The sequence below is a fragment of the Trichocoleus sp. Lan genome (genome assembly GCF_039961855.1).
GTDB lineage: Bacteria > Cyanobacteriota > Cyanobacteriia > Cyanobacteriales > FACHB-T130 > FACHB-T130.
On the sequence record NZ_JAMPKA010000008.1, the window covers coordinates 73,539 to 100,492 of the forward strand.

Below are 26,954 nucleotides of genomic sequence, written 5' to 3' on the forward strand. Positions count from 1 at the left end.
TTTAAAGTTTGACTTCAATATCAACGCCTGCTGGCAAATCCAGTTTCATCAAAGCGTCAATTGTCTTGGAGGTGGGCTGATAAATGTCAATGATGCGGCGGTGAGTCCGAGTTTCAAAGTGTTCCCGCGAATCCTTATCAACGTGAGGAGAGCGCAAAAGACAGTAAATTTTCTTCCGGGTTGGTAAGGGAATGGGGCCAATAGCTGTTGCCTGTGTCCGGTTTGCCGTATCGACAATCTTTTCGCAAGAGGTGTCAAGCAAACGCCGGTCAAAAGCCTTCAAGCGAATGCGAATTTTTTGCTGCTGGATAGTTGCCATTTTCAGTTGTCCAGGTTCTAATTAGTGGTTATTTGTTAGGTTTTAGTTGCTACTAGAACGGCGGTTTTTTGCCGTACACGTACAGCTCTTGGAGTTTAGCATCTGATTTCAAGGACATAGATAAGGAGCAGAAAAGCATATGCTTTTCTGCTCCTTATTTGTTGGTCAAAATCCTACTTTAGGATCTTGGAGACGACGCCAGCACCAATGGTGCGACCGCCTTCACGAATCGCGAAGCGCATCCCTTGCTCAATTGCGATCGCGTTGATCAACTCAACGGTCATTTTGATCCGGTCTCCTGGCATCACCATCTCGGCGTTAGAGCCATCATCCGAGGTGAAAGCTTTGATGGTTCCAGTTACGTCGGTTGTCCGCACGTAGAACTGAGGACGATAGCCAGCGAAAAACGGTGTTTTCCGACCGCCTTCTTTTTCCTGAAGGATGTACACTTCAGACTCAAACTGAGTGTGAGGAGTAATTGTACCAGGCTTGGCTAGCACCATACCTCGCTCAATATCTTCCTTCTTCAAACCCCGAAGTAGAACGCCGACGTTATCGCCAGCCATCCCTTCATCCAAGGTCTTCTGGAACATTTCCACGCCAGTTACTGTTGTGCTGCGAGTGTCTCGAATTCCCACCAGCTCAACAGTTTCCCCAACTTTGACTTTGCCCCGCTCAATCCGACCAGTCGCAACGGTACCGCGACCTGAGATGGAGAATACGTCTTCCACAGCCATCAGGAAGGGCTTATCAATATCCCGCTCTGGAGTAGGAATGTAAGCATCGACCTCATCCATCAACTTGTAGATTTTATCTACCCACTCATTCTCACCCCGTGGGGTCTTGGGATTGGCAGCCATCGCTTCCAACGCTTGTAGCGCCGAGCCAGCGACGATGGGAATATTGTCACCGTCGAATTCATAAGAACTTAGCAGTTCCCGGACTTCCAGTTCTACCAGTTCCAACAATTCTTCATCGTCCACCATGTCTTGCTTGTTCAAGAAGACAACTAGCCGGGGAACGCCAACTTGCTTAGCCAGGAGGATGTGTTCCCGCGTCTGAGGCATGGGGCCATCTGCCGCCGACACCACCAGAATGGCACCATCCATTTGAGCTGCACCTGTGATCATGTTCTTCACATAGTCCGCGTGACCTGGGCAGTCCACGTGGGCATAGTGGCGAGATTCGGTTTCATACTCAACGTGGGCGGTATTGATGGTAATACCGCGAGCCTTTTCCTCCGGCGCTGCATCAATGTCGGCATAACCCTTTGCTTTCGCCCGACCCATTGCTGCCAGAGTCATCGTAATGGCAGCGGTTAAGGTCGTTTTACCGTGGTCAACGTGACCAATTGTGCCGATATTGACGTGGGGTTTAGTGCGTTCAAACTTTGCGCGTGCCATGTATTACCTGTTCCTTTTTCCTTTTTCCTTTGCCAGTTGTCAGTTGTCAGTTGTCAGTTGGCTTTTCTACTGACAACTGACCAAAGACTACAGACCGATTTATGTGTTCCCTTTGCTCTTGGCGATGATGGTTTCAGCCACGTTGCGAGGAACTTCTTCGTAATGGCTAAACTCCATTGAGAAGATACCCCGTCCTTGAGTCATCGACCGGATATCCGTCGCATAGCCAAACATCTCTGCAAGCGGAACTTTGGCTGTTACTCTTGTAATGCCTTGTTCCGAGTTCATGCCTTCAATCTGACCGCGACGGGAGTTGAGGTTTCCCATCACATCCCCAAGGAAGTTTTCTGGAGCTTCCACCTCAACTTTCATCATAGGCTCCAATAGCACTGGTGAAGCCTTCATCACAGCTTCTTTAATCGCCATTGAGCCTGCGATTTTGAAAGCCATTTCTGAGGAATCTACCTCGTGGTAAGAGCCATCCACCATCGTCGCCTTGAGGTCAATCACCGGATATCCAGCTACAATACCCGATTCGCAGGCTTCTTTCATCCCTTGCTCTGCTGGGTTTATGTACTCTTTAGGTACTATACCCCCAACAATTTTGGAGACAAACTCGAAACCAGTCCCCGGCTCTCCTGGCTCGACTTGAATCACAACGTGACCGTACTGACCTTTACCACCGCTCTGACGGATAAATTTCCCTTCAGCTTTGACAGCTTTGCGAATGGTTTCGCGGTAGGCAACTTGCGGCGCACCAACGTTGGCTTCTACTTTGAATTCTCGCATCATCCGATCTACGAGAATCTCTAAGTGCAGTTCGCCCATCCCCGCAATTACTGTCTGGTTAGTTTCTGGGTCAATGTGAACTCGGAACGTTGGGTCTTCTTCTGAGAGCGATTGCAGAGCCTTGGAGAGCTTCTCCATATCCTGCTTAGTTTTAGGTTCCACTGCTACGGAAATCACAGGTTCTGGTATAAACAGAGACTCCAGAATCACTGGTGAGTTTTCGTCACAGATGGTATCGCCCGTATAGGTTTCTTTCAGGCCTAAAGCTGCACCTAAGTCACCAGCCCGCATTTCCTCTACTTCGATGCGTTCGTCAGCTTTGAGAACGATCAAGCGGGAGATGCGTTCCTTTTTATCCTTGGTTGAGTTAAGGATGTAACTGCCCTTTTTGATTACGCCAGAATATACCCGAATGAATGTCAAGCGTCCATAGGGGTCTGCCATAATCTTGAAAGCTAAAGCAGCCGCTGGTTCGTCATCGCTAGCGTGCCTTACTACCTCAGTGCCATCTGGCAACAGTCCTTGAATTGGGGGAACGTCAATGGGAGCGGGTAGATAATCTACCACTGCATCCAACAGCAACTGGACACCCTTATTTTTAAAGGCAGAACCACACAACAGCGGGACAATCGTGCCAGCAATCGTGCCTTTACGCAACGCCTTTTGAATCTCTAGTTCGGTCAGTTCTTCACCTTCCAAGTATTTTTCCGTCAGGGCATCATCGGTTTCGGCTACAGATTCGATGAGCTTAGTGCGGTACTCTTGGGCTACCTCCTGAAGGTTTGCAGGAATGTCTGTTTCCTCAATTTCTTTGCCCTGATCGTCTTTGTAGAGGTAGGCTCGCATCCGAACTAGGTCTACAATTCCCTCAAAGTTGCTTTCAGCACCGATAGGAATCTGAATGGGGACAGCATTTGCCCGCATGCGATCGCGTATCTGGTTATAAACTTTGTAAAAGTTCGCCCCAGTCCGATCCATTTTGTTAATAAAAGCGATCCGAGGCACCTTATACCGATCTGCCTGTCGCCATACAGTCTCAGACTGAGGCTGCACGCCTCCCACCGAGCAGAACACAGCAATCACGCCATCCAACACCCGCATTGAACGTTCTACTTCGATCGTGAAGTCTACGTGACCAGGGGTATCAATAATGTTGATTTGGTGATTCCGCCAGCTCGTGCTAATCGCAGCGGCGGTAATGGTAATACCTCGTTCCCGCTCTTGCTCCATCCAGTCAGTCGTTGCTGTACCTTCGTGGACTTCGCCAATTTTATGAACGATACCGGAATAGAACAGAATCCTTTCTGTTGTTGTTGTCTTGCCCGCATCAATATGGGCAGCAATTCCGATGTTGCGTGTTCTCTCTAGCGGGACGGTACGTGCCACAGCTACCTCCTTCCTCTGTGCCGCATAGTTAGTAATGTGCTATGCGTTCTATCTCGTTTAAAATTGTATACTTTATTTAAGATTTTCAGCTCGTACAGACGCGAGCAAAACAGTCGCAATAACCGATCTCGCGTCTGTAGTAGTGCTTAGTATCGATAGTGGGCAAACGCCTTATTCGCTTCAGCCATTCGGTGAGTTTCTTCGCGTTTGCGAATCGCATTCCCTGTCTCATTAGCGGCATCAAGCAGCTCATTTGCGAGCTTCCCAGCCATTGTGCGGCCTGGGCGAGAACGAGCAAACTGAATTAGCCAACGCAGCGCCAGCGCAGTTCCACGGTCAGGGCGGACTTCCATTGGCACCTGGTAGGTGGCACCACCCACTCGACGAGCCTTGACTTCCACCAAAGGGGTCGCATTCCGAACTGCTTTCTCAAAAGTCTCTAGGGGATCAGCTCCAATCCGTTCTTCGATGGTTTTTAGCGCATCATAGATAATCCCAGTCGCAATAGATTTCTTGCCACTATGCATAATCCGCCGCACCATCATACTGACAAGACGGCTGTTATACATCGAATCAGGGGGAACAGGACGCTTTTTAACAACGGTACGACGAGACATACTAAGCCTTCAATGAATAAAATACAGAATTTTTACGATCCCTCCCAATGTTCGTGCCTGAGATGGGATTTTTTTCAACAAGTCTTTGCGGGTTCTAGAGAGCCGCCTTCTACTAAGGTAGAGATTTCGCCCGATTGTGAAACTCTTCCCTACCTACATTGAGGACATTGAGGTTTTCCCTAAATGCCAGCAACGGTTGTCTCCCTGGCGCATTAATTTCCCAATTTTTTGGTTTGAGGAACTGAAGCAACCTTCTACGGATTTGGATACATCCTACTGGATTCGCATACACTCGCTTTAACGGGTGCTTATCTACGTGTTTACAACATCTCTGATGCGTCTTCCCGCACGGAATCCAGTAAAAACATCCTCAATCCAACTCTACCACCTATACCGGGGGTTCATCGGCATCCGCTCGGAAGCGGATATTTTCACACATTTCTTGTGCAATTGGCACGAGATTCGGGAGCTTTCGAGCCGTATGAGCGTTTTGTCTTTTCTGCAAAACGGAAGCCATCAATTGTGACTGTACCAATACAGATAGACACTCCGCTTACTTTGCCTTGGGACGTTTTGTACCGTACTTAGAACGACCCTGACGGCGATCCTTAACCCCAGCGGTATCTAAGGTTCCGCGAATAATATGGTAACGGACTCCGGGCAAGTCCTTAACCCGTCCCCCCCGAATCATCACAACCGAGTGTTCTTGCAAATTGTGACCGATACCAGGAATATATGCCGTTACTTCAAAACCTGAAGTCAAACGGACTCTTGCCACTTTCCGCAGGGCTGAGTTTGGCTTTTTAGGCGTCGTTGTATATACTCTGGTGCAGACACCACGACGTTGCGGGCAGCTTTTTAGGGCTGGTGACTTAGTTTTCTTCTGTGTACTTAGGCGCTCGTTACGAATGAGCTGCTGGATTGTGGGCATGAGTTACTGGGGTTACTGAATCCTTGCTAGTTCCAAATGCAGACAAATTCTGAGTGTATCATCTGTCAGGGGTTCTGTCAATTTAAAGGAGCTGGAGATTAAGCTTCTGGGGTGGCAGAGTCGGCAAGCGGCTCATTAATAGAGAAAGAATTACCGCAACCACAAGTTTCTTTAGCGTTTGGGTTGTGGAAGCGAAACCCGCCACCCATGAGATCCTCTGAGTAATCTAAGGTGAGACCATTGAGGTAGGTTAGGCTTTGAGCATCAACCAATACTTGAATGCCATTGCATTCATACAGTCTATCGTCTGGTTTTGCGGCTGCATCAAAGCTGAAAGTATAGGAAATGCCAGAACAACCACCTGATTGAACTGCTAGACGAAATAATAGAGCGTTGGCGTTTTGACGCTTGGATTGCAAACGCTTTATTTCACTAGCTGCTGCTTGAGTGAGATCGATAGTGGACTGAGTGAGTTTCACAGAGCTTTCTATAGAGTGCTGAACCAATGCTACAGCCGGTTGCGGGAAAGCTTGTCAATTTTTAAAGGAGAAAATCGAGCGTTCGGTGCTCCAGCTTGGTAGTTTTGCTACTTGTACCTCAGGATGCTTGATTTTTATCACCCCAATAGATAATAACTTGGTAGCAGAGTCTGTTCTTCACTTCTTGATTAGAAAAAGCAGAACTAGAAGAAACACTCCCATAACCAACCAAGACATCAAGTTGTTGTCATTCCCAAAAATTGATATGAATCCTGAAACTCCCTCTTCTGAAAGTAGGCTTGAATCTGAAAATCCTTCGGTAGAAGTCAATGTACAAAACGTAGAAGCAACACCTTCGGAGTTACAAGTGTCGTCTACTCAAGCCTATACTGGGCAAGTGCAGCAGGTGTGGGCACAAATCGCTAGGTTTTTAGAGAAGATGCCAAGTTATGCGGGCAACTTTTTTTCCTCCTACCAGCGATCGCTCGTTACCCTTGGACTACTCTTAGCAGTGTTAGTCACATTAAGGATAACAGTGGCTTTGCTAACGGCGATTCATAGCTTGCCGTTGATAGCGCCAACCCTACAGCTGATTGGCATCGGATATACGGCTTGGTTCGTTTATCGTTACTTACTTACTGCTGAAAGCCGCAAAGAACTATCTCAAGACTTCCAGACCTTAAAACAGCAAGTTTTGGGCAGAGGAGCTTCAAACACCTAAGCGTCCTAATCTTCTATTCGACTGAATTTGTTTAGCCTGTGTAGGCAGGCTAAGTTTCTTTATAGCCGCACCTGAAGGGGTCAGGCTGGAATCATGACATACGCAAAAACTGCGTTAGCAAAGGGTGGGCGAAGCGCAGTTGCTCTTGGTAGCAACCTCGGCGACTCCCGCGCCACTCTAGAGGCTGCTCTAGAAAGGCTGAACCGAACTCCTGGAATTACTCTGCAAGCCCAGTCTAGTTGGTATCAAACGAAGGCTGTAGGGCCACCTCAACCAGATTATTTGAATGGTTGTGCCCTGCTGCACGTTCAGATGAAGCCTCAGCAATTGTTAGAGACCCTGTTGGCAATTGAAGATCGCTTTGGTCGCGTCCGTCAAGAGCGCTGGGGGGCGAGAACACTTGACCTTGATTTATTGCTCTTTGATGATGTGATTTTGGACACTCAAGGTGGGGAGGTTCCGCCTCTCCAGTTGCCTCACCCTCGGATGAGAGAAAGAGCGTTTGTGCTGGTGCCTTTAGCGGAAATTGCACCAGATTGGCTCGATCCAGTTTCTGGATGTGCGATCGCGCAACTCGTTCAGGCTGTAGACTGTTCAGAAGTCCGTCGTTTGTAGTTTCCTATGGCACTGGGTCAAGAACCCCCTGAAGTCCTCAAACAACGCTTGTTCTACCAGGGGCGTAAATTTAATTTTGAAGTCAGCCGTCTGCGCCTCCCGAACCAAGTAGAGGGAGACTGGGAATGCATTCGGCATCCTGGTGGTGCGCTTGCTGTTCCTGTAACCTCAGAAGGGAAGTTGATCCTATTGAGGCAGTATCGTTTTGCTGTACAGGGGCGTCTTTTGGAGTTCCCGGCTGGAACGATAGAACCGAATGAAGCTCCAGAGGAGACTATTAAGCGCGAAATTGAAGAAGAAACCGGATATCGCGCTCACAAATGGCAAAATTTAGGTAAGTTTTCCCTTGCTCCCGGTTATTCAGATGAATTTATCTACGCTTTTTTAGCGCAAGATTTAGAACGTTTGGAGATACCTCCCAGTCAAGATGTTGACGAAGATATTGAAACGATTTTGATGACTCCCCAGGAATTAGAGCAAGCAATTCTGGCGGGTGAACCAGTAGATGCTAAATCGATTTCTAGTTTTTTCTTAGCTCGTCCTTTTTTACAATAGTTCGTCACGTTAAAGTCTGCGACTACACAAAATTAGCCAGTTTAGACTGGCTAATTTTTTATATTTTAATAGCCAGATATAAGATTATTTCAATTCTCAATTAGGTGCGATACATCAGTAGGGGCATGATATGTCATGTCTCTACTGAGCATTAGAACTGCAATATATTCCACCCACCTGAGAAACGCTATATAGGAATCTTGTTTGATTTGTAAGATACCAGCGGTTCAGATCCGCGACTTCTTTAAAGTCGCGGATCTCGCCTTCACGAATCATTGAGGATTGCTATAGCCGTTTAGTTTGCAGTCACTCGCAGGAGTGATACACACGGTGTTGTCACCTTTTAAACTGTCAAACATAAGCGAGTTATTTGAAAAGCAAGGATTGAATGTCTGACCTGATTTTGTTTTGGCACCGCCGCGATTTACGCATTTCGGACAATCTAGGATTGGCTGCTGCACGGCAGCAAAGCCAAAAGGTGGTAGGGGTTTTCTGCCTAGATCCGAATATTTTGAAAAAGGATGATGTGGCACCGGCAAGAGTGACTTATATGATTGGTAGTTTGCAGTCACTCCAAGAACGCTACGCGAAGGCTGGTAGCCAGTTGTTGATCCTTCTAGGCAATCCGACTCAAGCAATCCCAGCTTTGGCGGCGGAGCTAAATGCGAAGGCTGTATTCTGGAATTGGGATGTCGAGCCTTATTCAAAAGAACGCGATCGCGCTATTAGCGAAGTCCTGAAAGAAAAGGGTATTTTTGTCCAAAATCACTGGGATCAGCTATTACACGCACCAGAGGAGATTCGCTCAGGTTCTAATCAGCCGTACACAGTTTATACTCCGTTCTGGAGAAATTGGAGTAGTAAACCCAAGGCTAAACCTGCACCCGAACTCCAAAATGCCGAGGGACTTACACCAGAAGAACAGCAGAAAGCACGACAAGCGGGTGCGGGTGAACTGCCTACGGCTCAGGATTTAGGATTTATTTGGGAAAACGAACTGGTGAGTGCGCCAGGGGAGAAGGCGGCGCAAGAGAAGCTGGCAGAATTTTGCGATCAAGCGATCGCAGAATATAAAGAACAGCGGAATTTTCCGGCGGTTAGCGGCACCTCTCAACTCAGCGCCGCTTTGAAATTTGGTGTAATTGGCATTCGCACGGTTTGGGATGCCACGCTGAAGGTGTTAGAAGACAACCGCAGCGAGGAAAAAGATACCCATATCCGCACATGGCAACAGGAACTGGCATGGCGAGAGTTCTATCAACACGCGATGTATTGGTTCCCAGAATTAGCCGAGGGTGCCTTCCGCGAAACGCTCAAAAATTTCCCGTACGACACCAATCCAGAACATTTCCAAGCTTGGTGCGAGGGGAGAACCGGCTACCCGATTGTCGATGCAGCAATGCGCCAGATGAATCAAACAGCCTGGATGCACAACCGCTGTCGGATGATTGTTGCCAGTTTTCTTACCAAAGACTTGCTAATCGATCCGCGCTTGGGGGAAAAATACTTCATGCAAAAGCTATATGACTGGGATCTTTCTGCGAACAATGGCGGCTGGCAGTGGAGTGCTTCTAGCGGGATGGACCCCAAGCCAGTCCGAATTTTTAACCCAGCTTCTCAATCGCAGAAATTCGATCCAGACGGGGAATATATCCGGAAATGGGTGCCAGAACTCAGGTCTGTAAATACAGAATATCTCGTCAGTGGGAAGATACCGGCGAATGAACGCGATCGCTGTAATTATCCCGCCCCGATTGTGGAACACCAGCTACAGCAGCGTCTGTTTAAACAGCGCTATCAGCAGCAAAAAGAAGCACTAGGGGATAAAGATAAAGAGTAAGCGTCTGGTGGACAGTGCCCGCCGGACAAGCGTGCTTTCAATACCCTAAAGTGTCACAATAACCACAGCCAATCCTTCAATCAAGAAGATGATTTGAGTATTCATCTTTAGGGTGGCTGCTGATGTCATCTTCACATGACCGCTCCATCAACATTAAAGTAACGATTAGCAATTCGCAGCCTCAGTTATTGCAAGGACTGGATGTTTGGCTGCGCTTGGGTTTGATTTCTGAGGCTCAGGTTAACGATTTAAGTCAAAAATACTTGGTTTGTGCGTTGCCACCCGCTGCGGTAACGCCCAAACCAACGCCTGAAGTAACGCCTCAAATTACGATATCTTCTGATTCGCAGTTACTACCAGCTGCTGCTGGTAGGAATGCTTCTCGCCAACATCCCAAAGCGATCCCAGGGGTATGGCAGTCGCTGATGGCAGAACTCAGCGTCCGGTGGCTGCTGTTTTTGGGAGTGTTCATGGTGGTGGTGTCCTCCGGGGTGCTAGCCGCCACTCAATGGGAAAGATTTCCTGCTGCTGGGCAGTATGGGGTTTTATTCGCGTATACCTTGATTTTTTGGCGGGTAAGCGCTTGGGCGAATCGCCAACCCAGTTTGCAATTGACGGCGCAGACGTTGCAAATTGTCACCCTACTGTTAATGCCCGTGAATTTTTGGGCAATGGATAGCTTTGGGTTGTGGCAGAATCCCGTCAATCTGATAGTAGTTGCGATCGCATCCATTCTTCTGACAGCGATCGCTTTCCAAGTATTGAAAAATTGGCGCTTGGCTGCTTCTGGACGGCTGAAACTACTAGAAGCGTTGCCAGCATTGAATATCCTGGGACTCAGTTACCTGCATTGGGGCTGGAATTTGTCAGGATTTCCCGTCATCGCCGTTTATCTGGGAATGGTGGGAACGTCCCTCCTGGCGTTCTATCAAGTTCGTCACCGACAAGCTGCGAAGACTATCGAAAAAACGGGAATCGGGATCGAGTTGCCAGCCGGGGTAGTGATTTATGCCTTGGTGGTGCTGCTGGTACGAGCAATTTTTATTGTCCAAGTACCTGTAACGCAGTTGGGGTTAGCCCTTGGTATCTGCGGCTGGCTGGTGGCGTGGTTATCGCAACAGCAACCCGAAACATCCACCGAATCACTCCCATTGCCGTGGGAGAAAGTTGGCGGTAGTTTGTTGTGCCTCGGTTGGCTGGTTTCGGTAGGAACAACGGTTCCCTGGCAAGCAACGGCAGTTAGCGGATTGGGCTTGTGGTTTTTCTTCAGCCGATTGCAGCGTTTTTGGCTACAGGTTGATCTGGCAGCATTTTTAGGAATTGGCTTACAGACGATTTGGCTGGTTTGGCGGTTAGTTCCGGGTTCCGTGCAAGAATGGGCGATCGCAACTGGCACACAACTGACGGGTTCGGAAACGGTTCCTTGGGCGTTGCTGAGCCTGGTTTTATTTCCCTACGTTGTTTTTATCGTCGGGGTCAGCGATTGGCTGCATCGAGCTGCTAAGACCGATTTAGCCACTTTTGGCGAACAACTGGCACTCACTTTTGGGGCGGTGCTGAGTCTAATTAGTTTACTAAATCCCACATTGCGATCGCTCAATCTGTTGTTTTCGACTGTGACACTGGCAGTTGTGACACAGCGCCGACTTCCCACTAGGGTCAGTCTGGTGTATTTCACTCACTTGGTGGGGTTGCTGACGCTATTCTCTACAATTGACCGCTTTTTTCCCAATCTGCACCAAGAAGTTTGGGCAAGCATTTTGTTGGCGGTGATGGTTGCCGAATGGACCCTTCACGTCCTACTACCCTCCTCAGTACTTCTGTGGAAGCAAAGTGCTTGGCACATCGGTTTAGGGCTGGCGGGACTCAGTTATCAATTACTGTTAGCGAATGTTTCCTTATTCGGGGACGATGCCTTTAGCCGTCAGCAGTGGGCAATTTTCTGGCTAATTACACCTTTGGCTTTGACGGGAGTTGCCAGTCAAACTGCTGGAAAGCAACGCACATTGGCGAGTTGGTTGAGTGTCGCCAGTTTGGGAATGCTACAAATTCTCACATTCGTGCTACCTGGAGGTAGATTCATTAGCTTAGGAATGGCAACTGGGCTGATGTTGGTGAATACGCGCTATTTGCGGCATCTGGCGGCAGCCGTCATTACCGTCGGGTTTAGCCTGAGTTTTCTCGGCGTGCTGCTGGGGGATGGTGTGCCTGGAGTGCCGCCCCTTTCGGTACCGGGTTGGTTTTTAGCTGGAGCGATCGCGCTGGTGGGTTTATGGCTTGCCAGAACCTGGCTGATGCGTCGTCATGGGACGTTAGCGGCACTTTATGCACAAGCGGTTGAGAGTTGGGCGATCGCGTTGTGTAGTTTTGAGCTGTTGATGCTAACGCTGCATTCCCTTTTTCTCTACCAAGGGGTTGCTTCTCCCGGTGGGGAATATTTACTTGCAGTTACGTTGACAATTGGGGCGATCGCTTATCGCAGTTGGCAACAACCGAATCATTGGGCATTTTACGGACTGGGTTGGGGTTTAGAACTGTTAACAGCCGAAACGTTGGGCTTCTTTGAACACTCGGTGATGAATTTAGCGATCGCAAATATCGTCTTAGGTTTAAGCACGCAGCTTTTGGGAGAAGCATGGCGGCGGCGATCGCAAATCGAAAGTGTTCCGAACAGGTGGCATATCCTGCCGCTACTATACGGCGTGTTGGGGGCACTTCTGCGGTGGGATACTTTTACCAGTTGGACGGGATTGTGTACGCTTGCGATCGCTTTCATTGCGATTGGAGTTGGCAGACGACGGCAGGAACTTAAACCCATCCTCTATTTGGGACTTCTGGGAGTATCCATTTCTGCCTACGAACTTTTGTTCTATCAACTTTTACAAGCATCAGGTGGAGCTTTGGGCGATGGATTCATTGTCATGTCCGCCCTCGGCACCAGCATCATGTATGCCTATCGCCTGCTATTCCCCTGGCTTCTAAATTACTTACACCTTACTGCTGAAGAACTGAAAGTAATTGCCCATCTTCATTGGGCTTGGAGCAGTTGCTTACTCATCGCGGCGATTGGTAATCCCATTGCAGCTAGCCGAATTCTCGGATTAGGAACTGGCTTGTTTTTAATCCGATACGCGATTTTTCAAGGTCGCAGATTTTCCCTTTCTTTCCTCCCAAAAGACAGGGAAAGTTCCCAAGTCCCTTTAAAGACAGAGGAAAATTCAGCACCTTCCTTATTCAGTGAAAACTGGAGGATTACCATTGCAGAAGTCTGGGTTTACCTAGGTTTATTAGAAGTAGGTGTCATCAGAATATTTTGGCTTTATACAGCCATTGGGCAGTTCTGGGCTGGGCCATTAGTTCCCTGGAAAGCCCCGATTTCTTGTGTTTGGGCTTATTTTCTGTATATTTTGCCTTGGGAGAAGTGGGGATGGCCTAAAAGACCTTGGCTGCACGCGGCATATATTCTGCCACTGGTGATGATTTGGGAAACCAGAGTAGAAATTCACCCGATTAGCTTGCTGATAACAGCGGCATTTTATATCTTTATTGCCAAATTATCCAATCAAATTCGCTTTACTTATATCAGCCTAGCACTGATTAATTGGGCACTTTTTCGGTGGTTTTTGGAATTACAATTTTTCGATTACTTGTGGTACGTTATGCCGATTGGCTTATCCTGGCTGTATATTGCCCAAGTCGATTCTGGGTTGACGCTACCAAGCCGCAAACAGACTCGCCACCTATTTCGTTGCCTAGGCGCTGGGGTAATTTGTGGAGCGGCATTTTTGCTACACCAAGAAACTGGATTGGTACCGGGAATTTTGAGTATTTTATTCATTTTTGCTGGATTAGCTTTCCGAGTCCGGGCATTTCTCTACGTTGGTACCGCCACTTTTTTACTGACTGCTTTTTATCAGTTGGTGATTTTTGTTTTCCGTTACTCCTTTTTCAAGTGGGTGATCGGGTTGATAGTGGGTATCAGTTTTATCTCGATTGCCGCTAATTTTGAAACTCGGCGCGATCGCTTTATCGCTTTGGTTCGGCACTGGCTGTCAGAATTGGAACAATGGCAATAATTTCTACTGGTTCAATCCCAAAAGGATTAAATTTAGCCCTGCTTTGCTCCCATCCATCAGGTATCTGTTGGCTAACTTAGACATTTGGTAATTGCGTGGCATAATGAAGTATTTGCTTGCCTTATACGATTTGCCCTGTAAATTTACTTGGTTTTCAGATGGGAAATCGTCCCTGAGGATAAGCCGCTGGATTGAGGCGCTGTCCCTAGTCTGGGCGGGCGTACAGCCTGCAATTTAGCAAGATTCAAGAAAACAAAAACAGGAGCGCGAGGCGAACGTGAAGGTTTTGGTTGTTGGCAATGGGGCACGCGAACACGCCCTGGTATGGAAACTGCTGCAATCTCAACGCATTCGGCAGATAGTCTGTGTTCCTGGAAACGGCGGCACAGCTTCTCTGGATCGTTGTCAGAATCTCCCTTTAAGTGTTGATGATTTTGAGGGAATAGCACGATTTGCTCAAGTGAATAACATCTCGCTGGTGGTCGTCGGGCCTGAAGCCCCCCTGGCTTTGGGGATCGCAGATTACTTGCAACGCCAAAATCTCAAGGTGTTTGGTCCCACCAAAGCGGGAGCGCAAATTGAGGCGAGTAAGTCTTGGGCAAAGGATTTGATGCGGGAAGCGGGTATCCCAACCGCCAACTCAGAGGTGTTTACAGAGCCAGAAGCTGCAAAAGCTTATGTAGCAGCGGAAGGGGCACCGATTGTTGTTAAAGCCGATGGTTTGGCAGCGGGTAAGGGTGTTACAGTAGCGGCAACGGTGGAAGAGGCATACTCTGCGATCGCAGATTTATTCTCCAGTCGAGTCAAGACTGTAGTGATTGAAGAATATTTAGCGGGTCAGGAAGTCTCGGTTTTGGCGCTGTCGGATGGCTTGACCGTTCGCCAGTTGTTACCGGCTCAAGATCACAAACGCATCGGTGAGGGCGATACAGGGGCAAATACGGGCGGAATGGGAGCCTATTGTCCTGCTCCCATCCTGACACCTGCCCTGAGTGCGCGGGTTCAGAAAGAAATTCTGGAGCCGACTGTTGCCGCTTTAAAAGCGAGGGGCATCGACTACCGGGGTGTCCTTTATGCTGGGTTAATGATTACCCCCGAAGGCGATCCGAAAGTTTTGGAATTTAACTGTCGCTTTGGCGATCCGGAAACACAGGCGATCTTGCCTTTACTCGAAACCCCTCTAGAAGACTTATTGGTTGCCTGCGTCGGACAGAAACTTGCCCAACAGCCTCCGATTGCGTGGAAACCAGGCGCTTCCGCCTGTGTCGTTGTAGCGGCGGGGGGTTATCCCGAAAGCTATAAAAAAGGTCACATCATTACCGGCATTGAGCAAGCCGAGGCAGCAGGAGCAAATGTGTTCCATGCAGGCACTCAGAAGAAGCAGCAACAAGTGGTGACAGAAGGCGGTCGGGTGTTGGGAGTCACCGCCATTGGAGAGGATTTTGATGCAGCGATCGCTCAAGCATACGCGGCGATTAATTGCATTGAGTTTGAGGGGATGTACTACCGACGGGATATTGGTTATCGCGTCCGCACGGCAGGGAAACTTTAGCGTTTAACGTCATGTGCAACTGCAATCCAATCGCTCCTCGTTTCCAAAGCTCTGTAGCCTAAGCTAGAGAGTTTTGGAAAGTTGCACATCACGTAAATCTTTAAATTTCTTCAAAATCTTAGTCAAGCTGCATCCAAAGATACATGAGAGTTCCAGGGGGAACTTGAGAAAATAGAAGTGGATAAATATAATTGAGAAACGTTCAGAAATCCACCTATCCCTGGGAAGAATCCTCTACAATTTTTGATAAATCTCTAATTTTTACCATTTTTAGTGGCAAATTTACCTTGCTGGCTCTATTAAAAACCCTTCGAGAAGTTATTGCCCATTGGTGGTCTGAGTTTACTCTCCAGACGCGCCTGATGGCGGCTGCTACCTTAGTCGTCTCCTTGGTGATGAGCGGTCTGACCTTCTGGGCAGTGAATACAATTCAGCAGGATGCTCGGCTGAATGATACTCGCTTCGGGCGCGACCTGGGTTTGTTGTTGGCGGCGAATGTCGCGCCTCAGATTGCTGAAAAGAATCTGACGGAGGTGGCACGTTTTTCTCACCGCTTCTACAGCAGCACCTCCAGCGTGCGCTATATGCTCTACGCCGACGAAACTGGCAAAATCTATTTTGGAATTCCTTTCTCTGAGTCCGAGGTACAAAACTCGCTGACAATTCAGCGTCGGATTCAATTGCCAGAGGATTACGCTGATAATTCCGACTTACCAATGGTGCGTCAGCACCTAAGTCCGGATGGGGAAGTTACGGATGTCTTTGTTCCCCTGTCGCACGATGGCAAAAATTTAGGGGTTTTGGCAATTGGGATTAACGCCAATCCAACCGTGGTGGCGTCGTCCCATCTGACACGAGATGTCACGATTGCGGTATTTATTTCCATTTGGGTGATGGTGATTTTGGGGGCTGTTTTTAATGCCTTAACCATTACTCAGCCAATTAAAGAACTTCTCGTTGGGGTTAAAAATATTGCCGCTGGCAACTTCAAGCAACGAGTTGACCTGCCACTCGGAGGAGAACTGGGCGAACTGATTTACAGTTTCAACGAGATGGCAGAACGGCTGGAGAGTTATGAAGAGCAAAATATCGAGGAACTGACAGCAGAGAAAGCCAAGCTAGAGACGTTGGTTTCTACGATTGCTGATGGAGCGGTGCTGATAGACACCAACTTTCAGGTGATCTTAGTCAACCCGACAGCGCGACGAATTTTCGGGTGGGATGGCGTTGATGTGGTGGGATCTAATGCTCTGCATTGCTTGCCTTCTCCAGTAAACTTGGAGCTAGCGCGACCCCTGCATCAAATTGTTGCTGGCGAATGCGAAGGGGCAGAGTTTCGGGTGACGCTATTCCAACCGGCGAACCGCACCGTCCGCATTCTCCTAACGACCGTCCTCGACCAGTACCGGGAAACCATCAAGGGAATTGCGATGACGGTACAGGATATTACTCGTGAGGTAGAGCTGAACGAGGCGAAAAGTCATTTTATTAGCAATGTTTCCCACGAATTGAGAACGCCGCTTTTTAACATCAAGTCGTTTATTGAAACGCTCCACGAATACGGCGAAGATTTGACAGAAGAGGAACGTCGGGAATTTTTAGACACTGCGAATCGAGAAACAGACCGCCTGACTCGCCTGGTAAATGACGTTTTGGATTTATCTAGGCTTGAGTCGCACAAGCGCTATCACTTTGAGCCTGTAGATATTGCCCAACCTGTGGAGCAAACGCTGCGGACTTACCAGCTAAACGCCCGCGATAAAGGAATTGAACTCATCCAAGAGATTGAACCGAATTTGCCAGCAGTCTGGGGCAACTATGATTTGTTGCTCCAGGTGTTTGCTAATCTGGTCGGTAATGGACTGAAGTTTACTGAGACAGGCGGACGGGTGGCAATTCGCGCCTATTTGCTGGAGTCGAGGGATGAGCGGAGTCAAGGCGGAGTCTTCCCTTCCGGCGCAGAGGAACGCGGGAAAATTCCTGCAACGAACAATCCCAAATTAGTGCGGATTGAAATTTCTGATACGGGAATCGGCATCGATACAGAAGACCAAGAGGCAATCTTCGATCGTTTTTTCCGAGTAGAAAACCGAGTTCACACCCTTGAAGGAACAGGTTTGGGTTTGTCAATTGTTAGAAATATCATTGAGAAGCATCACACCAGGGTTCACTTGGTTAGCGAGGTCGGCGTCGGTACAACTTTCTGGTTTGACTTGACGGTTTTTCAAGAAGCAGCACCCGTTGAGGAGTTGCCTCTAAAAGAAGCAAAAGAAGCTTCAGGAACCAGTTCGGTTACGGCGAAGGTTGTCTAGATTATTTGCTTGCATAGAAAGCGATCGCTAAACTTACGACGATGAGACCGAATAGCAGCAACAAAGGCTGGTTTCGCTGACACCAAAGTTGAAGCGAGTGACGCCAGCCGAGACTGTAGCGAGTGACAGTCATCGGGTGAGATTCTTGAGAGCGATCGCTATACATCGTACATTCTTTGGCGTAAGGACGCTTGGAAAACGTACAGGTATCATCTTCGTGGTAAGTGCAGGTGTCGCACAGAAATTTCTCACCTGTTGCTCGATGCAGGGGAATGCCAGGATGACCGTAGGCTTTTAGCTCGGTTCGGCAATAAGGGCAGGTCGTTACCTGGGCATTGACGGGTTGATGGCACTTTGGACAGTTCGGCATGGATAGCAGCACGGTAATTCTAGGTTTCTATCCAGTCAGCAAGTCGCAATCTAAAAAGACCTCTAGATCCAGTTTAAGCTTGGGGAAACTTTCGGATTTGATATTCTGCTAACTGAACGATGGGAAAAGCCTTTCCCATCGCTTGGACAAACTGCTGCTCGATTTCTTCCAGGCGTTCTGATGGAACAGACTTCCACTGTTCCCGCGTCGCCCAGCGAATGACTAAAATGACCTCTGTTGGCTCGTTCGGGTTAAGCCAGACTTCTTTACCCAAAAAACCCGGACAGGTAGTAAGGAAAGCTGTCCAGATTTCGCCATCCTTCTGAATGTATTTTTCCCGCAGTTCGGGGGCGACTCTTACCTGAAGCCACTCAATTACCATGAGCTGGAGTATAAGCTGCTTTGAAGCTGTAAATAGACTCTTCAATCATCCATCAGACAGATTGATTTTGCCACGAGCAAAGTCTGGAAGATAGGCGGCAGTTGTTGAGAGAATGTCACAAAATAGAACTGTAGGCGAAAAATCGGTAAGATTTTAGCACCGCTTTATGATACGTGTTTAGCCGCTCAAAGTCGCGGCGGAGTGACAGGAAGGGAAAATGGATAATAACAACTGGCTTAAGCAGCTACTAATGATGGGTGTGGGGACTACGTCTTTGGTAGCCGACAAAATCCGCGAAGTGAGCGATGAATGGGTCAAGGAAGGCAAAATCAACCCCGAGCAAGCTAAGGGGATGGTAGATGATTTGATGCAGCAGCTCAAGTCAGATCAGGGGAACTTGGAGATCCAGATGCAACGGCAAATGCGGAATATGTTGCAGGATCTGGGGGTTCCTCGCCAGTCGGAAATGGATGAATTGCGGGGACGCATTGACCGGCTCGAACGTCAGGTGCGTGATATGGAAAATAAGCTCTGGCGGTAAGTAAAGCTGATAGGATTGAAAATCTAGTGGGACAATCAATTTTGGATTTTGGATGGGGAATTTTGGATTAAATCGAAAATTCTCTCAATCTAAAATCTAAAGTTTTGAGGTCTTAGAGGTACGGAGAACGGATGAATGAGAGAAATTCTAATCAGCGTTGGGGTAATGTTTACCTGTGTAGTACTCTTGATTTTTGCTCAAGTTACGAGCAGCAATCAAGGAGATGCAAAAGCAGCTGAACTAACCAAAACTGAAACCGCAGTTGTTGCAAAAACTCCCAGTAACGATCCTACTGCTGATATTACAAGGCTTATAACGATGAATACCAACCCGGGAAGTGATGAAACTGCCAGTGGCGAAGTGAAGACAACGCCTTCTGGTCTTAAGTACACTGAGTTAAAGGAAGGCGAGGGGGCAACTCCTAAAACAGGTCAAAGGGTGGTAGTGCATTACACCGGCACTCTAAAGGATGGCACGAAGTTTGATAGTTCGCGCGATCGCAATTCTCCCTTCGAGTTCAAACTCGGCGTTGGACAAGTCATCAAAGGCTGGGACGAAGGACTCAGCACCATGAAAGTCGGCGGACGCCGCCAGTTAATTATCCCTCCTGAATTGGGATATGGCTCTCGTGGTGCGGGTGGAGTCATTCCTCCCAACGCCACTCTAATTTTCGACGTAGAATTGTTGGACATTAGATAACTAAATCCTCAGTTTTTAGAACCCCGATTTCTCCAAGAAATTGGGGTTGTTTTTCGCATAATCAGCAAGAGTATATGTTGAACTTCTTCTTGGTAGGAGAATATACAATTACTTGCTAGGCAAAAATGTAGTATTTAAACAACATCCAGCGTAAATTCAGCGAGCACGATCGGCATTTACGTGACAAAATTCATTAGGAATGCCAAAAAGTGTGAGGAGAGACCGTCTTGAAACTGTTTCGTGCCCCTCTAAAATTTTGCCTCGCGGTGCTAGTTAACGCTTTAGCGAGCGCTAGCATTGCCCAAGCAGCAGAATTTCCAACTGTGTCAGAGGAAACCCATCCCTTTGCCCAGGATACTGACGCTCTAGTTGGGGCAGATACCGTTTCTCAGGGAACTGAAGAGACTGATGCGATGGATCGAGTCAGCAACGTGTCGCAGTTGCGAGATTTAGAACCGACGGATTGGGCGTATGAAGCCCTGCGATCGCTTGTTGAACGTTACGGTTGTATTTCAGGATATCCGGATGGCACCTTTCGTGGCAATCGGGCGCTGAGTCGTTATGAATTTGCGGCTGGGTTAAATACCTGCTTGCAGCAAATTGAGAAATTGATTGCTGCTAGTTCAGCAGATTTTGTCACCAAAGACGATTTAGGAACCTTACAACGGCTGATTGATGAATTTGGAACAGAACTGACGGCGCTGCGGGGTCGAGTGGATACTTTGGAAGCTCGAACAACCCAACTGGAAGCTCACCAATTTTCTACGACCACTAAATTAGGCGGTGAGGTTATCACCTATGCAGGCGATGCTTTTGGTGAGAATGCTAGCGATGTAAATAACGCTACTCTCGGTCATCGGACTCGCATTGATTTTAACACTAGCTTCACTGGAAAAGACCGCTTAAGGACTCGTTTTCAAATCACTAATTTGAGGCAGTTTGACACTGGGGCAACATTTGGTGGAGGGCCAGATCCAGGCTTAACAGGTGAAACTCGGTTTACTCCCAGTAGCGTATCTCAAAATAATGAAGCCAGAATTAGCCAATTAGAGTATCGCTTTCCAGTTGGAGACAAACTCAGAATTTATATTGAAGCGGGTTCAATCGATCCGTCGTATGTAACAGATACAATTGCTCCTTTTATCGACACTTCTACGGGTGCTATTTCTAATTTTGGTCAAGTCAATCCTGTGTATTTTCCCTTGGGAAATCGAGCGGGGATTGCAGCAAATTATGCCCTTAGCGAAGCCCTCAGTTTAGATGTTGGTTACTTTGGTGAAGACGCCCTTAACGGCCCTAGTAACCCAGGCAGAGACTCAGGTATATTTAATGGTGGTTACAGTGCTTTTGCCCAGTTAGTTTATAGTGGCGATCGCTTGAAACTTGGCTTGCTTTACCTGAACTCTTTTTCTCAAGCTTTTGGTGTCGATACTCTCGCAGGTAGCAACGCCGCCAAAGTCATCGATCTTACCGATCCTGATGGGAATCCTGTGGTGGGTAATGGTTACGGCGCACAAGTTAACTACCGATTTAGTCCCCGCTTTGAACTCGGTGGCTGGGTGGGTTACACTGCCGCCCGCGCTCTTGGTAATATCAAGGGGGATGCAGATGTCTGGAATTATGCGGTAACGCTGGCTTTCCCTGATTTGGGCAAAAAGGGAAATTTAGGTGGCATTGTGTTAGGGATGCAACCAAAGTTAACAGGGACTAGCAATCGTGCTTTAGCAGAGGCGATTGGTTTACCTCCCGGACAAAGAAGCGATCGCGATACCGGATATCACATCGAAGCTTTCTACAGATATCAATTAACCGAAAATATTTCGATTACTCCTGGTTTCTTTTGGCTAACAGCACCTAACCATGATGAGCGAAATCCCGATGCTGTGATTGGTGTGGTGAGAACGAGTTTCGTCTTTTAGAATCAAACAAACCTAACCTGCTGACTTTCTCCTAAGAGGAGAAAGTTAGAGGGAGGTGAAGAGGGTTTGGAGTAAGGTTAACAAACCTATGTTTTTTTATGAGCTTATTTATCATAAAAATTTTGAAAATGTAACTTTATGTAAGCAAAATATCATCCTTAAGATAGTAGAAATGGTCTTGTGGTTTGAGTGTTAAATATTTATACATCAAGACATTAAGGACTTACTAGCCATGCCAAAAAGGAAATGGCTTTTTGCCATCCTATTTTCTATCACATTATCGATAAGTTTACTTTTTGGGGGTTGGAGAAGCGATCGCGTCTTTGCACAATCGCCACAATATCAAGGTAAAAAATTTGTGATGGTCACGTCAGCGGACTATCCACCTTATGAATTTCGAGATACGGCTAGCGGTAGCGCTGATATTGTAGGTTTCGACGTAGACATTGCCAACTATATTGCTAAAGAGCTAGGGTTTCAACTTGAGATTAAAGATACAGATTTTAGCGGCATAATTCCGGCTGTGCAATCCGGTCGGGCTGACTTTGCGATGGCTGGGATGACACCGACAGCAGAACGGAGAAAAAATGTTGATTTTTCCGATATTTACTATGAAGCTAAAAATACAATTGTTGCTAGAAAAGGTAGTAACCTAACGACACCTGAAAGTTTAGCTGGAAAAAAAGTCGGCGTTCAATTGGGTTCTACTCAAGAAAAAGCTGCTAAAGAAATAAAGGGCGCGAATCTGGTAGCCCTTAATAAGACTGGTGAAATTATCCAAGAAGTTAAATCAAATCGTATCGAAGCTGCAATTATTGAAGATACCATCGCTAAAGGTTTTATTGCCAATAACCCAGATTTGGAATTTAATACGGTTCCGAATACTGGGGAAGCAGGGAGTGCGATCGCTTTCGCCCAAGGTTCGCCTCTAGTCAATGACTTCAACCGCGTTCTGGCAGAAATGAAACAGAACGGTGAAATAGAAAGGTTGGTGACAAAGTGGTTTGAAAATAATGGAAAAACTGAAACTCCCGCCAGCAGTTCCAGCTTGGCTTTTGCTAAGATAACGCCTCGGATTCCTTTTATTCTAAAAGGAATATTAGTAACTCTCCAATTCACTGCTATCTCAGCAATTTTGGGCTTTATTTGGGGGACAATCCTCTCTTTATTTAAGATTTCTACCTTTAAACCACTGGTTTGGTTTGCAACAGCCTACACCTCTATCTTTCGAGGAACGCCGCTACTATTGCAAATCGCTTTAGTTTATTACGCAACGCCTCAGTTGATTGGCTACAATATTCCGGCATTATTAGCCGGTGTCATTACCTTTACTCTCAACTCAGGCGCTTACATTTCTGAAACAATTCGCGGCGGTATTCTTGCCGTTGATAAAGGGCAACAGGAAGCTGCTTTGTCTTTAGGAGTTCCCTACAGACCGATGATGCTGGATATTATCTTGCCACAGGCGATAAAAAATATTTTGCCAGCATTAGTAAATGAGAGTATTGCACTACTGAAAGACTCAGCATTAGTCTCTACAATTGGGGTAACTGACTTGTTACGCCGCGCCCAAATTGTGGGTGCAGAACAATATATCTACTTTGAACCTTTGCTATTTGCAGGCGCGATTTACTATTTAATGGTCATGAGTTTAACATGGGGGGGTTATGTACTCGAACGAAGATTACAACGCAGCAGTTAAGGTTGAAGATTTGCATAAATCTTTTGGAAATCTGAAGGTTTTGCAAGGAATTTCGACTGAGATTGGACACGGGGAAGTTGTTGCGGTGATTGGCCCTTCGGGTTCTGGTAAGTCCACTTTCTTGAGGTGCATGAATTTACTGGAAGTGCCAACTTCGGGTAAGATTTATATACAAGGCGCAGACATCACCTCACGAAAAACCGACATTATGAAGGTTCGGCAAAATGTCGGGATGGTGTTTCAACATTTCCATTTATTTCCTCACAAAACCGTCCTTTCTAATGTGACGTATGCGCCTAAAAAGGTAAAGGGCATTTCTTCGGAAGAGGCGCGGCGAGAAGGAATGGAACTGCTGAATAAAGTAGGTTTATCAGAAAAGGCTGATGTTTATCCTTCTAAGTTGTCAGGGGGACAGAAACAGCGGGTCGCGATCGCGCGTTCCTTGGCAATGAAGCCAGATATCATGTTGTTTGACGAACCGACCTCGGCACTCGACCCGGAAATGGTGAAAGAGGTGCTAGAGGTGATGAAAGACCTCACCAAAACTGGTATCACAATGGCAATTGTCACCCATGAAATGGGGTTCGCGCGAGAAGTTGCCGACCGCATTTTGTTTCTTGATGGTGGAAAACTGGCTGAAGATTCACCGCCTAGTAAGTTCTTTACAAATCCAGACTGCGATCGCGCTAAGCAATTTTTGGATAAAATCTTGTAAGAGATAATCGTTAGAGGCTGCATTCTTTCTGTAGACACTTCGGCTAATCTACCACGCTCCTCAGAAATTTAGGCAGCCTCATTCGCTCATTTGAGTAATAAACCAGTTAGTTTTTAAGCAATTGTTGTAGTTTCTGCCGTAGTTTTGCTGTTGTTTATACTGTCTCTTCGTCTCTTACCCCCTTATTTACCCAAAGTTGATTGAAAAACTTCTGTATTTTTATATGGATAAGTAACTTAAATTACAAATACTAGTCTTGAAAATATATTTTTAACTAAATACTTCTGCTTCGATTACTCTTCATTTATCCTGAAATTAGTAGATACAAATTGACAGCGCTCTAAATATATCTTAGCAACTTTATCCATCGGGTTATACCATAAGCAATCTTGAAATAGTTGTGCAGCTTCATGAAATTTTTGATTTTTGTAAAATAACAAAGCTTTTTCAAATATTGTTTTTGCGCTTAATTTACCATCTTTTAATTCCGCTAAATCCCCATCGAATACTTCATAAACTGTTACTTCTTCGGATTTACCTTTTATTTTCACCCGATCGATAATGCGGATGAAGTAATCAGATGAATTTTGTAATTGTAAAAAAGTCTGATGACTGATTAATAATGACACTCCATACTCTTTCGTCAATCCTTCAATACGGGAGGCTAAGTTGACAGCATCGCTAATGACAGTGCCCTGCATCCGGTTATTTCCTCCCACCGTACCCAGCATCAAAGAACCCGTATTGATGCCAATTCCGATTTGAATTGGATGATAACCAGTTTGGGCGCGATGCTGATTATACTCGGCAAGATTATGTAGCATTGTAATGGCTGCTTTAATAGCATCATCTGCACTACCACTAAACAGCGCCATAATCCCATCACCGATATATTTATCAATGAAGCCGTTATTCTCAGTAATAGCAGGCTCCATGCGGCTCAAAAAGGCATTAATAAATTGAAAATTGTCTGACGGCGTCATTTTTTCTGATAGTGCAGTAAAGTCTCGAATGTCGGCAAATAATACCGACATTTCCTGCTGCACTTGGTCGCCTAATGTGACATCAATAATGCTTTGTTTCTTCAAAAACTGAAGAAATTCACGGGGTACAAACCGCTCGTAAGCAGTGTTTAGTTGATAAAGTTGATCGATTAACTGAATTCGCTCTGCTTCTGCCTTCTTGCGTCGCGTGATATCTTGAAAGGCAGCGATCGCGTAGACAATTTCGCCCTTCTCATCAAAAATTGGCGTTGCCCACACCTCTATCGGGATAATCTTGTCTGCTTGGCGAACCTCCATATCATCAACAGTCGAGCAGGAGCCACTCAACGCCAGCGCTAGGGGCTGTTGGGCATTCGGGTACAACCGATCTGTCCCTGCCACATAAGCTTGATAAAGTTCTGGCAGTTGAGCGGTAGTGTCTTCCAGGGCGATGCCCTTGCCGAGTAACCGCTGTGCCGTATGATTGGCGTAGTAGGGTTTGCCGCTCGCATCAATCACGAAAACACCCACTGGCACGGCTTCTAGAAATTGAGCCAACCTTCTCTCGCTGGCACGTACTACCTCCTCTGCTTTTTGATGCAACTCAGCTTCCACCCTATCGGAATGTTCCGTAGTCGTCTCCAGCAAAATTTCCAAATCGATCTTATCTCTAGTAACGATTGTCAAAAGAGACTGGAGTGCTGCTTGACTCGCTTGTAGTGCTTCTTCGGTACGCTGGCGTTCGGCAATTTCGGCTTGTAGCTTTTGATTGGACTGATGCAGCTGGGCTTCAACCATATCGGAGTGTTCTGTCGTCGTCTCCAACAAGATTTCCAAATCAGCTTTTTTGTTTTTTAAGTCTTCCAATTCCCGGCGCAGATTTGCGATTTCTAAAAACAGCTGTTCCCTTGAGGGTTGTTCTTCTTGCATCGCCTTAGGATTTGCACTTGACGAAAATGAACTTATCTAGTTTTAAGTGCCAGTATCTTAGCCTTGTAGGAGTTTTTATGCCAATTCCAGCTGCAAAGAAGGCATTAGTCGCTGCAAATTTTTCAACGACTTACTTTGCCAGGGGATATTCTTAGAGCCTTGTACAATCATCTGCATACTTGCTTTTTGACGCACGTTGATGACAAATTTCGACAGAACATTGATTCCCGAACTATTCAAAAATTCTAGTTCCCGCAAGTTCAAGGTAATTTTTGGTGGCTCTGAGTCAACTAGATCGTTAAGTAACTTTACGATTGGTGCATATTCTTCCATTCCGCTAAGTCGAAGCGAACCCTGAAAGATCGCTGTTTCAGTAACCGAGTCGTACCAAATGCTGTAATCTTCGGTCTTAATTTCCATTACGCATCAACTCCTTGCATATTCTGAACAACTCGGTAAGCTATACTGCCAACTGCACCATTGTGGTCACGGCGATCGCTTCCGGCTCCGACTCTTTTTGGATAGTCTCAAACTTCCAACCTAGCTTAGCCTGATAATCGTTCATCATTGTCAAAAAGCCTAGCCCAGATTCGCTCTCGCTCTCGTCTTCTGCATTTTTTTCTAGCTGGCGAAGATACAACTCGCTCGGGTCGCAGGTGGTTAACTCTGTGATAAATGCCTGAAACTTAGCGATCGCGCTTGGATTGATATTGTTCGTACCGAGGAATACCAGGCGATCGTTATGCATTTGCAGCCGAATACTAATAGGTTGCACTGATATATCATCGTTAAATTTCATCGCATTCTCTAGCAACTCATTGGCGATAAAACTAACAGCACTTTTGATCTCTGCTTTTGGGTCGGTTTCGGTCGTATTTTTATTACCAGGAAAGAAAGTTGCAAAATAGTCAGCCATAAAATCAGCCGATAAACCATTATTGCGCCAGCGTTGCTTTAGGGGGATGGAGGTAGGCGAAAATACAATTGTTAAGCCTTCCTGACTGCTTGGAAGCTCGTCCCTGAAGTCTCCGAATATTTGAATCATATCAATTTGGTAATTGGTAATTGGTAATTGGTAATTGGTCATATTTTGAGTTCTAAGTCTTGAAATATAGTGG

The 26,954-nt window shown here is 46.7% G+C and carries 24 protein-coding genes; 12 read left to right on the forward strand and 12 right to left on the reverse strand.

Annotated features, from left to right (window positions below; genetic code table 11):
- Position 1: 1 nt before the first annotated feature.
- The 7 genes from rpsJ to NDA03_RS09260 form a co-directional block, all read right to left on the reverse strand.
- Positions 2-319 carry a 30S ribosomal protein S10 gene (gene rpsJ / locus NDA03_RS09230; RefSeq protein ID WP_190415403.1) on the reverse strand — a complete coding sequence of 106 codons (318 nt, stop codon included), beginning with the start codon at positions 317-319 and terminating at the stop codon, positions 2-4.
- 173 nt (positions 320-492) lie between these two features.
- Complete coding sequence (gene tuf / locus NDA03_RS09235; RefSeq protein WP_190415405.1) at positions 493-1,722, reverse strand: elongation factor Tu; 1,230 nt, start codon at positions 1,720-1,722, stop codon at positions 493-495.
- A gap of 99 nt (positions 1,723-1,821) precedes the next feature.
- A complete protein-coding gene (gene fusA / locus NDA03_RS09240) occupies positions 1,822-3,897 on the reverse strand; it encodes an elongation factor G (protein WP_348237877.1) in 2,076 nt (691 codons plus the stop codon).
- Positions 3,898-4,043: 146 nt separating this feature from the next.
- The gene (gene rpsG / locus NDA03_RS09245; protein WP_190415409.1) at positions 4,044-4,514 is read right to left on the reverse strand and encodes a 30S ribosomal protein S7; all 471 of its coding nucleotides are present in this window, start codon (positions 4,512-4,514) and stop codon (positions 4,044-4,046) included.
- A 388-nt stretch (positions 4,515-4,902) separates the two neighbouring features.
- Positions 4,903-5,031 (reverse strand): hypothetical protein, encoded by a 129-nt coding sequence (locus NDA03_RS09250; protein WP_348237878.1) that lies wholly within the window; start codon positions 5,029-5,031, stop codon positions 4,903-4,905.
- A gap of 36 nt (positions 5,032-5,067) precedes the next feature.
- Positions 5,068-5,445 carry a 30S ribosomal protein S12 gene (gene rpsL / locus NDA03_RS09255; RefSeq protein WP_190415413.1) on the reverse strand — a complete coding sequence of 126 codons (378 nt, stop codon included), beginning with the start codon at positions 5,443-5,445 and terminating at the stop codon, positions 5,068-5,070.
- A gap of 98 nt (positions 5,446-5,543) precedes the next feature.
- Positions 5,544-5,924 (reverse strand): iron-sulfur cluster assembly accessory protein, encoded by a 381-nt coding sequence (locus tag NDA03_RS09260; protein WP_348237879.1) that lies wholly within the window; start codon positions 5,922-5,924, stop codon positions 5,544-5,546.
- A gap of 265 nt (positions 5,925-6,189) precedes the next feature.
- Here NDA03_RS09260 and NDA03_RS09265 point away from each other — a divergent pair, with 265 nt between their 5' ends.
- The 7 genes from NDA03_RS09265 (at position 6,190) to nblS (ending at position 17,595) form a co-directional block, all read left to right on the forward strand.
- Positions 6,190-6,645, forward strand: coding sequence for a CAAD domain-containing protein (locus tag NDA03_RS09265; RefSeq protein ID WP_190415415.1), 456 nt, complete (start codon positions 6,190-6,192; stop codon positions 6,643-6,645).
- A 93-nt stretch (positions 6,646-6,738) separates the two neighbouring features.
- On the forward strand, positions 6,739-7,260 hold the full coding sequence (gene folK / locus NDA03_RS09270) for a 2-amino-4-hydroxy-6-hydroxymethyldihydropteridine diphosphokinase (protein ID WP_348237880.1): 522 nt from the start codon (positions 6,739-6,741) through the stop codon (positions 7,258-7,260).
- Positions 7,261-7,266: 6 nt separating this feature from the next.
- Entirely contained in the window at positions 7,267-7,815 is a 549-nt protein-coding gene (locus NDA03_RS09275; protein ID WP_190441028.1) for an NUDIX hydrolase, read from the forward strand.
- A 388-nt stretch (positions 7,816-8,203) separates the two neighbouring features.
- Positions 8,204-9,655: a deoxyribodipyrimidine photo-lyase gene (locus NDA03_RS09280; protein ID WP_348237881.1), complete on the forward strand. Its 1,452-nt coding sequence runs from the start codon at positions 8,204-8,206 to the stop codon at positions 9,653-9,655.
- 122 nt (positions 9,656-9,777) lie between these two features.
- A complete protein-coding gene (locus NDA03_RS09285) occupies positions 9,778-13,731 on the forward strand; it encodes a DUF2157 domain-containing protein (RefSeq protein ID WP_348237882.1) in 3,954 nt (1,317 codons plus the stop codon).
- 277 nt (positions 13,732-14,008) lie between these two features.
- A complete protein-coding gene (purD, locus tag NDA03_RS09290; protein WP_348237883.1) occupies positions 14,009-15,283 on the forward strand; it encodes a phosphoribosylamine--glycine ligase in 1,275 nt (424 codons plus the stop codon).
- A gap of 287 nt (positions 15,284-15,570) precedes the next feature.
- Positions 15,571-17,595 (forward strand): two-component system sensor histidine kinase NblS, encoded by a 2,025-nt coding sequence (gene nblS, locus NDA03_RS09295; RefSeq protein WP_190415723.1) that lies wholly within the window; start codon positions 15,571-15,573, stop codon positions 17,593-17,595.
- Position 17,596: 1 nt separating this feature from the next.
- On the opposite strand, the gene NDA03_RS09300 is transcribed toward nblS, so the two are convergent.
- Positions 17,597-17,965 (reverse strand): zinc ribbon domain-containing protein, encoded by a 369-nt coding sequence (locus tag NDA03_RS09300; protein WP_190536982.1) that lies wholly within the window; start codon positions 17,963-17,965, stop codon positions 17,597-17,599.
- Between the two features lie 73 nt (positions 17,966-18,038).
- Positions 18,039-18,347, reverse strand: a complete 309-nt coding sequence (locus tag NDA03_RS09305; RefSeq protein WP_190536981.1) for a TIGR03792 family protein — start codon at positions 18,345-18,347, stop codon at positions 18,039-18,041.
- Between the two features lie 217 nt (positions 18,348-18,564).
- On the opposite strand from NDA03_RS09305, the gene NDA03_RS09310 reads away from it, so the two are divergent.
- From NDA03_RS09310 to NDA03_RS09330, 5 genes are all read left to right on the forward strand, one after another.
- Positions 18,565-18,888, forward strand: coding sequence for a phasin family protein (locus NDA03_RS09310; RefSeq protein ID WP_190415431.1), 324 nt, complete (start codon positions 18,565-18,567; stop codon positions 18,886-18,888).
- A 135-nt stretch (positions 18,889-19,023) separates the two neighbouring features.
- Complete coding sequence (locus NDA03_RS09315) at positions 19,024-19,587, forward strand: FKBP-type peptidyl-prolyl cis-trans isomerase (protein ID WP_190525681.1); 564 nt, start codon at positions 19,024-19,026, stop codon at positions 19,585-19,587.
- A 227-nt stretch (positions 19,588-19,814) separates the two neighbouring features.
- Positions 19,815-21,506: an iron uptake porin gene (locus tag NDA03_RS09320; protein ID WP_348237884.1), complete on the forward strand. Its 1,692-nt coding sequence runs from the start codon at positions 19,815-19,817 to the stop codon at positions 21,504-21,506.
- A 232-nt stretch (positions 21,507-21,738) separates the two neighbouring features.
- Positions 21,739-23,208, forward strand: coding sequence for an ABC transporter substrate-binding protein/permease (locus tag NDA03_RS09325; RefSeq protein WP_348237885.1), 1,470 nt, complete (start codon positions 21,739-21,741; stop codon positions 23,206-23,208).
- Complete coding sequence (locus NDA03_RS09330) at positions 23,174-23,923, forward strand: amino acid ABC transporter ATP-binding protein (RefSeq protein WP_190430774.1); 750 nt, start codon at positions 23,174-23,176, stop codon at positions 23,921-23,923. Before NDA03_RS09325 ends, NDA03_RS09330 begins: the two co-directional genes overlap by 35 nt.
- Before the next feature lie 293 nt (positions 23,924-24,216).
- Here the strand turns inward: NDA03_RS09330 and NDA03_RS09335 are convergent, their stop codons facing one another.
- The 3 genes from NDA03_RS09335 to NDA03_RS09345 all read right to left on the reverse strand — a co-directional run bounded on the left by NDA03_RS09335 (position 24,217) and on the right by NDA03_RS09345 (position 26,881).
- The gene (locus NDA03_RS09335; RefSeq protein WP_348237886.1) at positions 24,217-25,836 is read right to left on the reverse strand and encodes an adenylate/guanylate cyclase domain-containing protein; all 1,620 of its coding nucleotides are present in this window, start codon (positions 25,834-25,836) and stop codon (positions 24,217-24,219) included.
- Between the two features lie 75 nt (positions 25,837-25,911).
- On the reverse strand, positions 25,912-26,256 hold the full coding sequence (locus NDA03_RS09340; RefSeq protein ID WP_190532304.1) for a hypothetical protein: 345 nt from the start codon (positions 26,254-26,256) through the stop codon (positions 25,912-25,914).
- 40 nt (positions 26,257-26,296) lie between these two features.
- Entirely contained in the window at positions 26,297-26,881 is a 585-nt protein-coding gene (locus tag NDA03_RS09345) for a DUF6272 family protein (RefSeq protein ID WP_190415728.1), read from the reverse strand.
- Positions 26,882-26,954: the final 73 nt, after the last annotated feature.

Coding starts and splice junctions, on each gene's coding strand:
- rpsJ (WP_190415403.1), bottom strand. CDS start 319: ATGGCAACTATCCAGCAGCAAAAAATTCGCATTCGCTTGAAGGCTTTT.
- tuf (WP_190415405.1), bottom strand. CDS start 1,722: ATGGCACGCGCAAAGTTTGAACGCACTAAACCCCACGTCAATATCGGC.
- rpsG (WP_190415409.1), bottom strand. CDS start 4,514: ATGTCTCGTCGTACCGTTGTTAAAAAGCGTCCTGTTCCCCCTGATTCG.
- NDA03_RS09250 (WP_348237878.1), bottom strand. CDS start 5,031: ATGGCTTCCGTTTTGCAGAAAAGACAAAACGCTCATACGGCTCGAAAG.
- rpsL (WP_190415413.1), bottom strand. CDS start 5,445: ATGCCCACAATCCAGCAGCTCATTCGTAACGAGCGCCTAAGTACACAG.
- NDA03_RS09265 (WP_190415415.1), top strand. CDS start 6,190: ATGAATCCTGAAACTCCCTCTTCTGAAAGTAGGCTTGAATCTGAAAAT.
- folK (WP_348237880.1), top strand. CDS start 6,739: ATGACATACGCAAAAACTGCGTTAGCAAAGGGTGGGCGAAGCGCAGTT.
- NDA03_RS09275 (WP_190441028.1), top strand. CDS start 7,267: ATGGCACTGGGTCAAGAACCCCCTGAAGTCCTCAAACAACGCTTGTTC.
- NDA03_RS09280 (WP_348237881.1), top strand. CDS start 8,204: ATGTCTGACCTGATTTTGTTTTGGCACCGCCGCGATTTACGCATTTCG.
- NDA03_RS09285 (WP_348237882.1), top strand. CDS start 9,778: ATGTCATCTTCACATGACCGCTCCATCAACATTAAAGTAACGATTAGC.
- NDA03_RS09300 (WP_190536982.1), bottom strand. CDS start 17,965: ATGCCGAACTGTCCAAAGTGCCATCAACCCGTCAATGCCCAGGTAACG.
- NDA03_RS09305 (WP_190536981.1), bottom strand. CDS start 18,347: ATGGTAATTGAGTGGCTTCAGGTAAGAGTCGCCCCCGAACTGCGGGAA.
- NDA03_RS09310 (WP_190415431.1), top strand. CDS start 18,565: ATGGATAATAACAACTGGCTTAAGCAGCTACTAATGATGGGTGTGGGG.
- NDA03_RS09315 (WP_190525681.1), top strand. CDS start 19,024: ATGAGAGAAATTCTAATCAGCGTTGGGGTAATGTTTACCTGTGTAGTA.
- NDA03_RS09325 (WP_348237885.1), top strand. CDS start 21,739: ATGCCAAAAAGGAAATGGCTTTTTGCCATCCTATTTTCTATCACATTA.
- NDA03_RS09330 (WP_190430774.1), top strand. CDS start 23,174: ATGTACTCGAACGAAGATTACAACGCAGCAGTTAAGGTTGAAGATTTG.
- NDA03_RS09335 (WP_348237886.1), bottom strand. CDS start 25,836: ATGCAAGAAGAACAACCCTCAAGGGAACAGCTGTTTTTAGAAATCGCA.
- NDA03_RS09340 (WP_190532304.1), bottom strand. CDS start 26,256: ATGGAAATTAAGACCGAAGATTACAGCATTTGGTACGACTCGGTTACT.
- NDA03_RS09345 (WP_190415728.1), bottom strand. CDS start 26,881: ATGATTCAAATATTCGGAGACTTCAGGGACGAGCTTCCAAGCAGTCAG.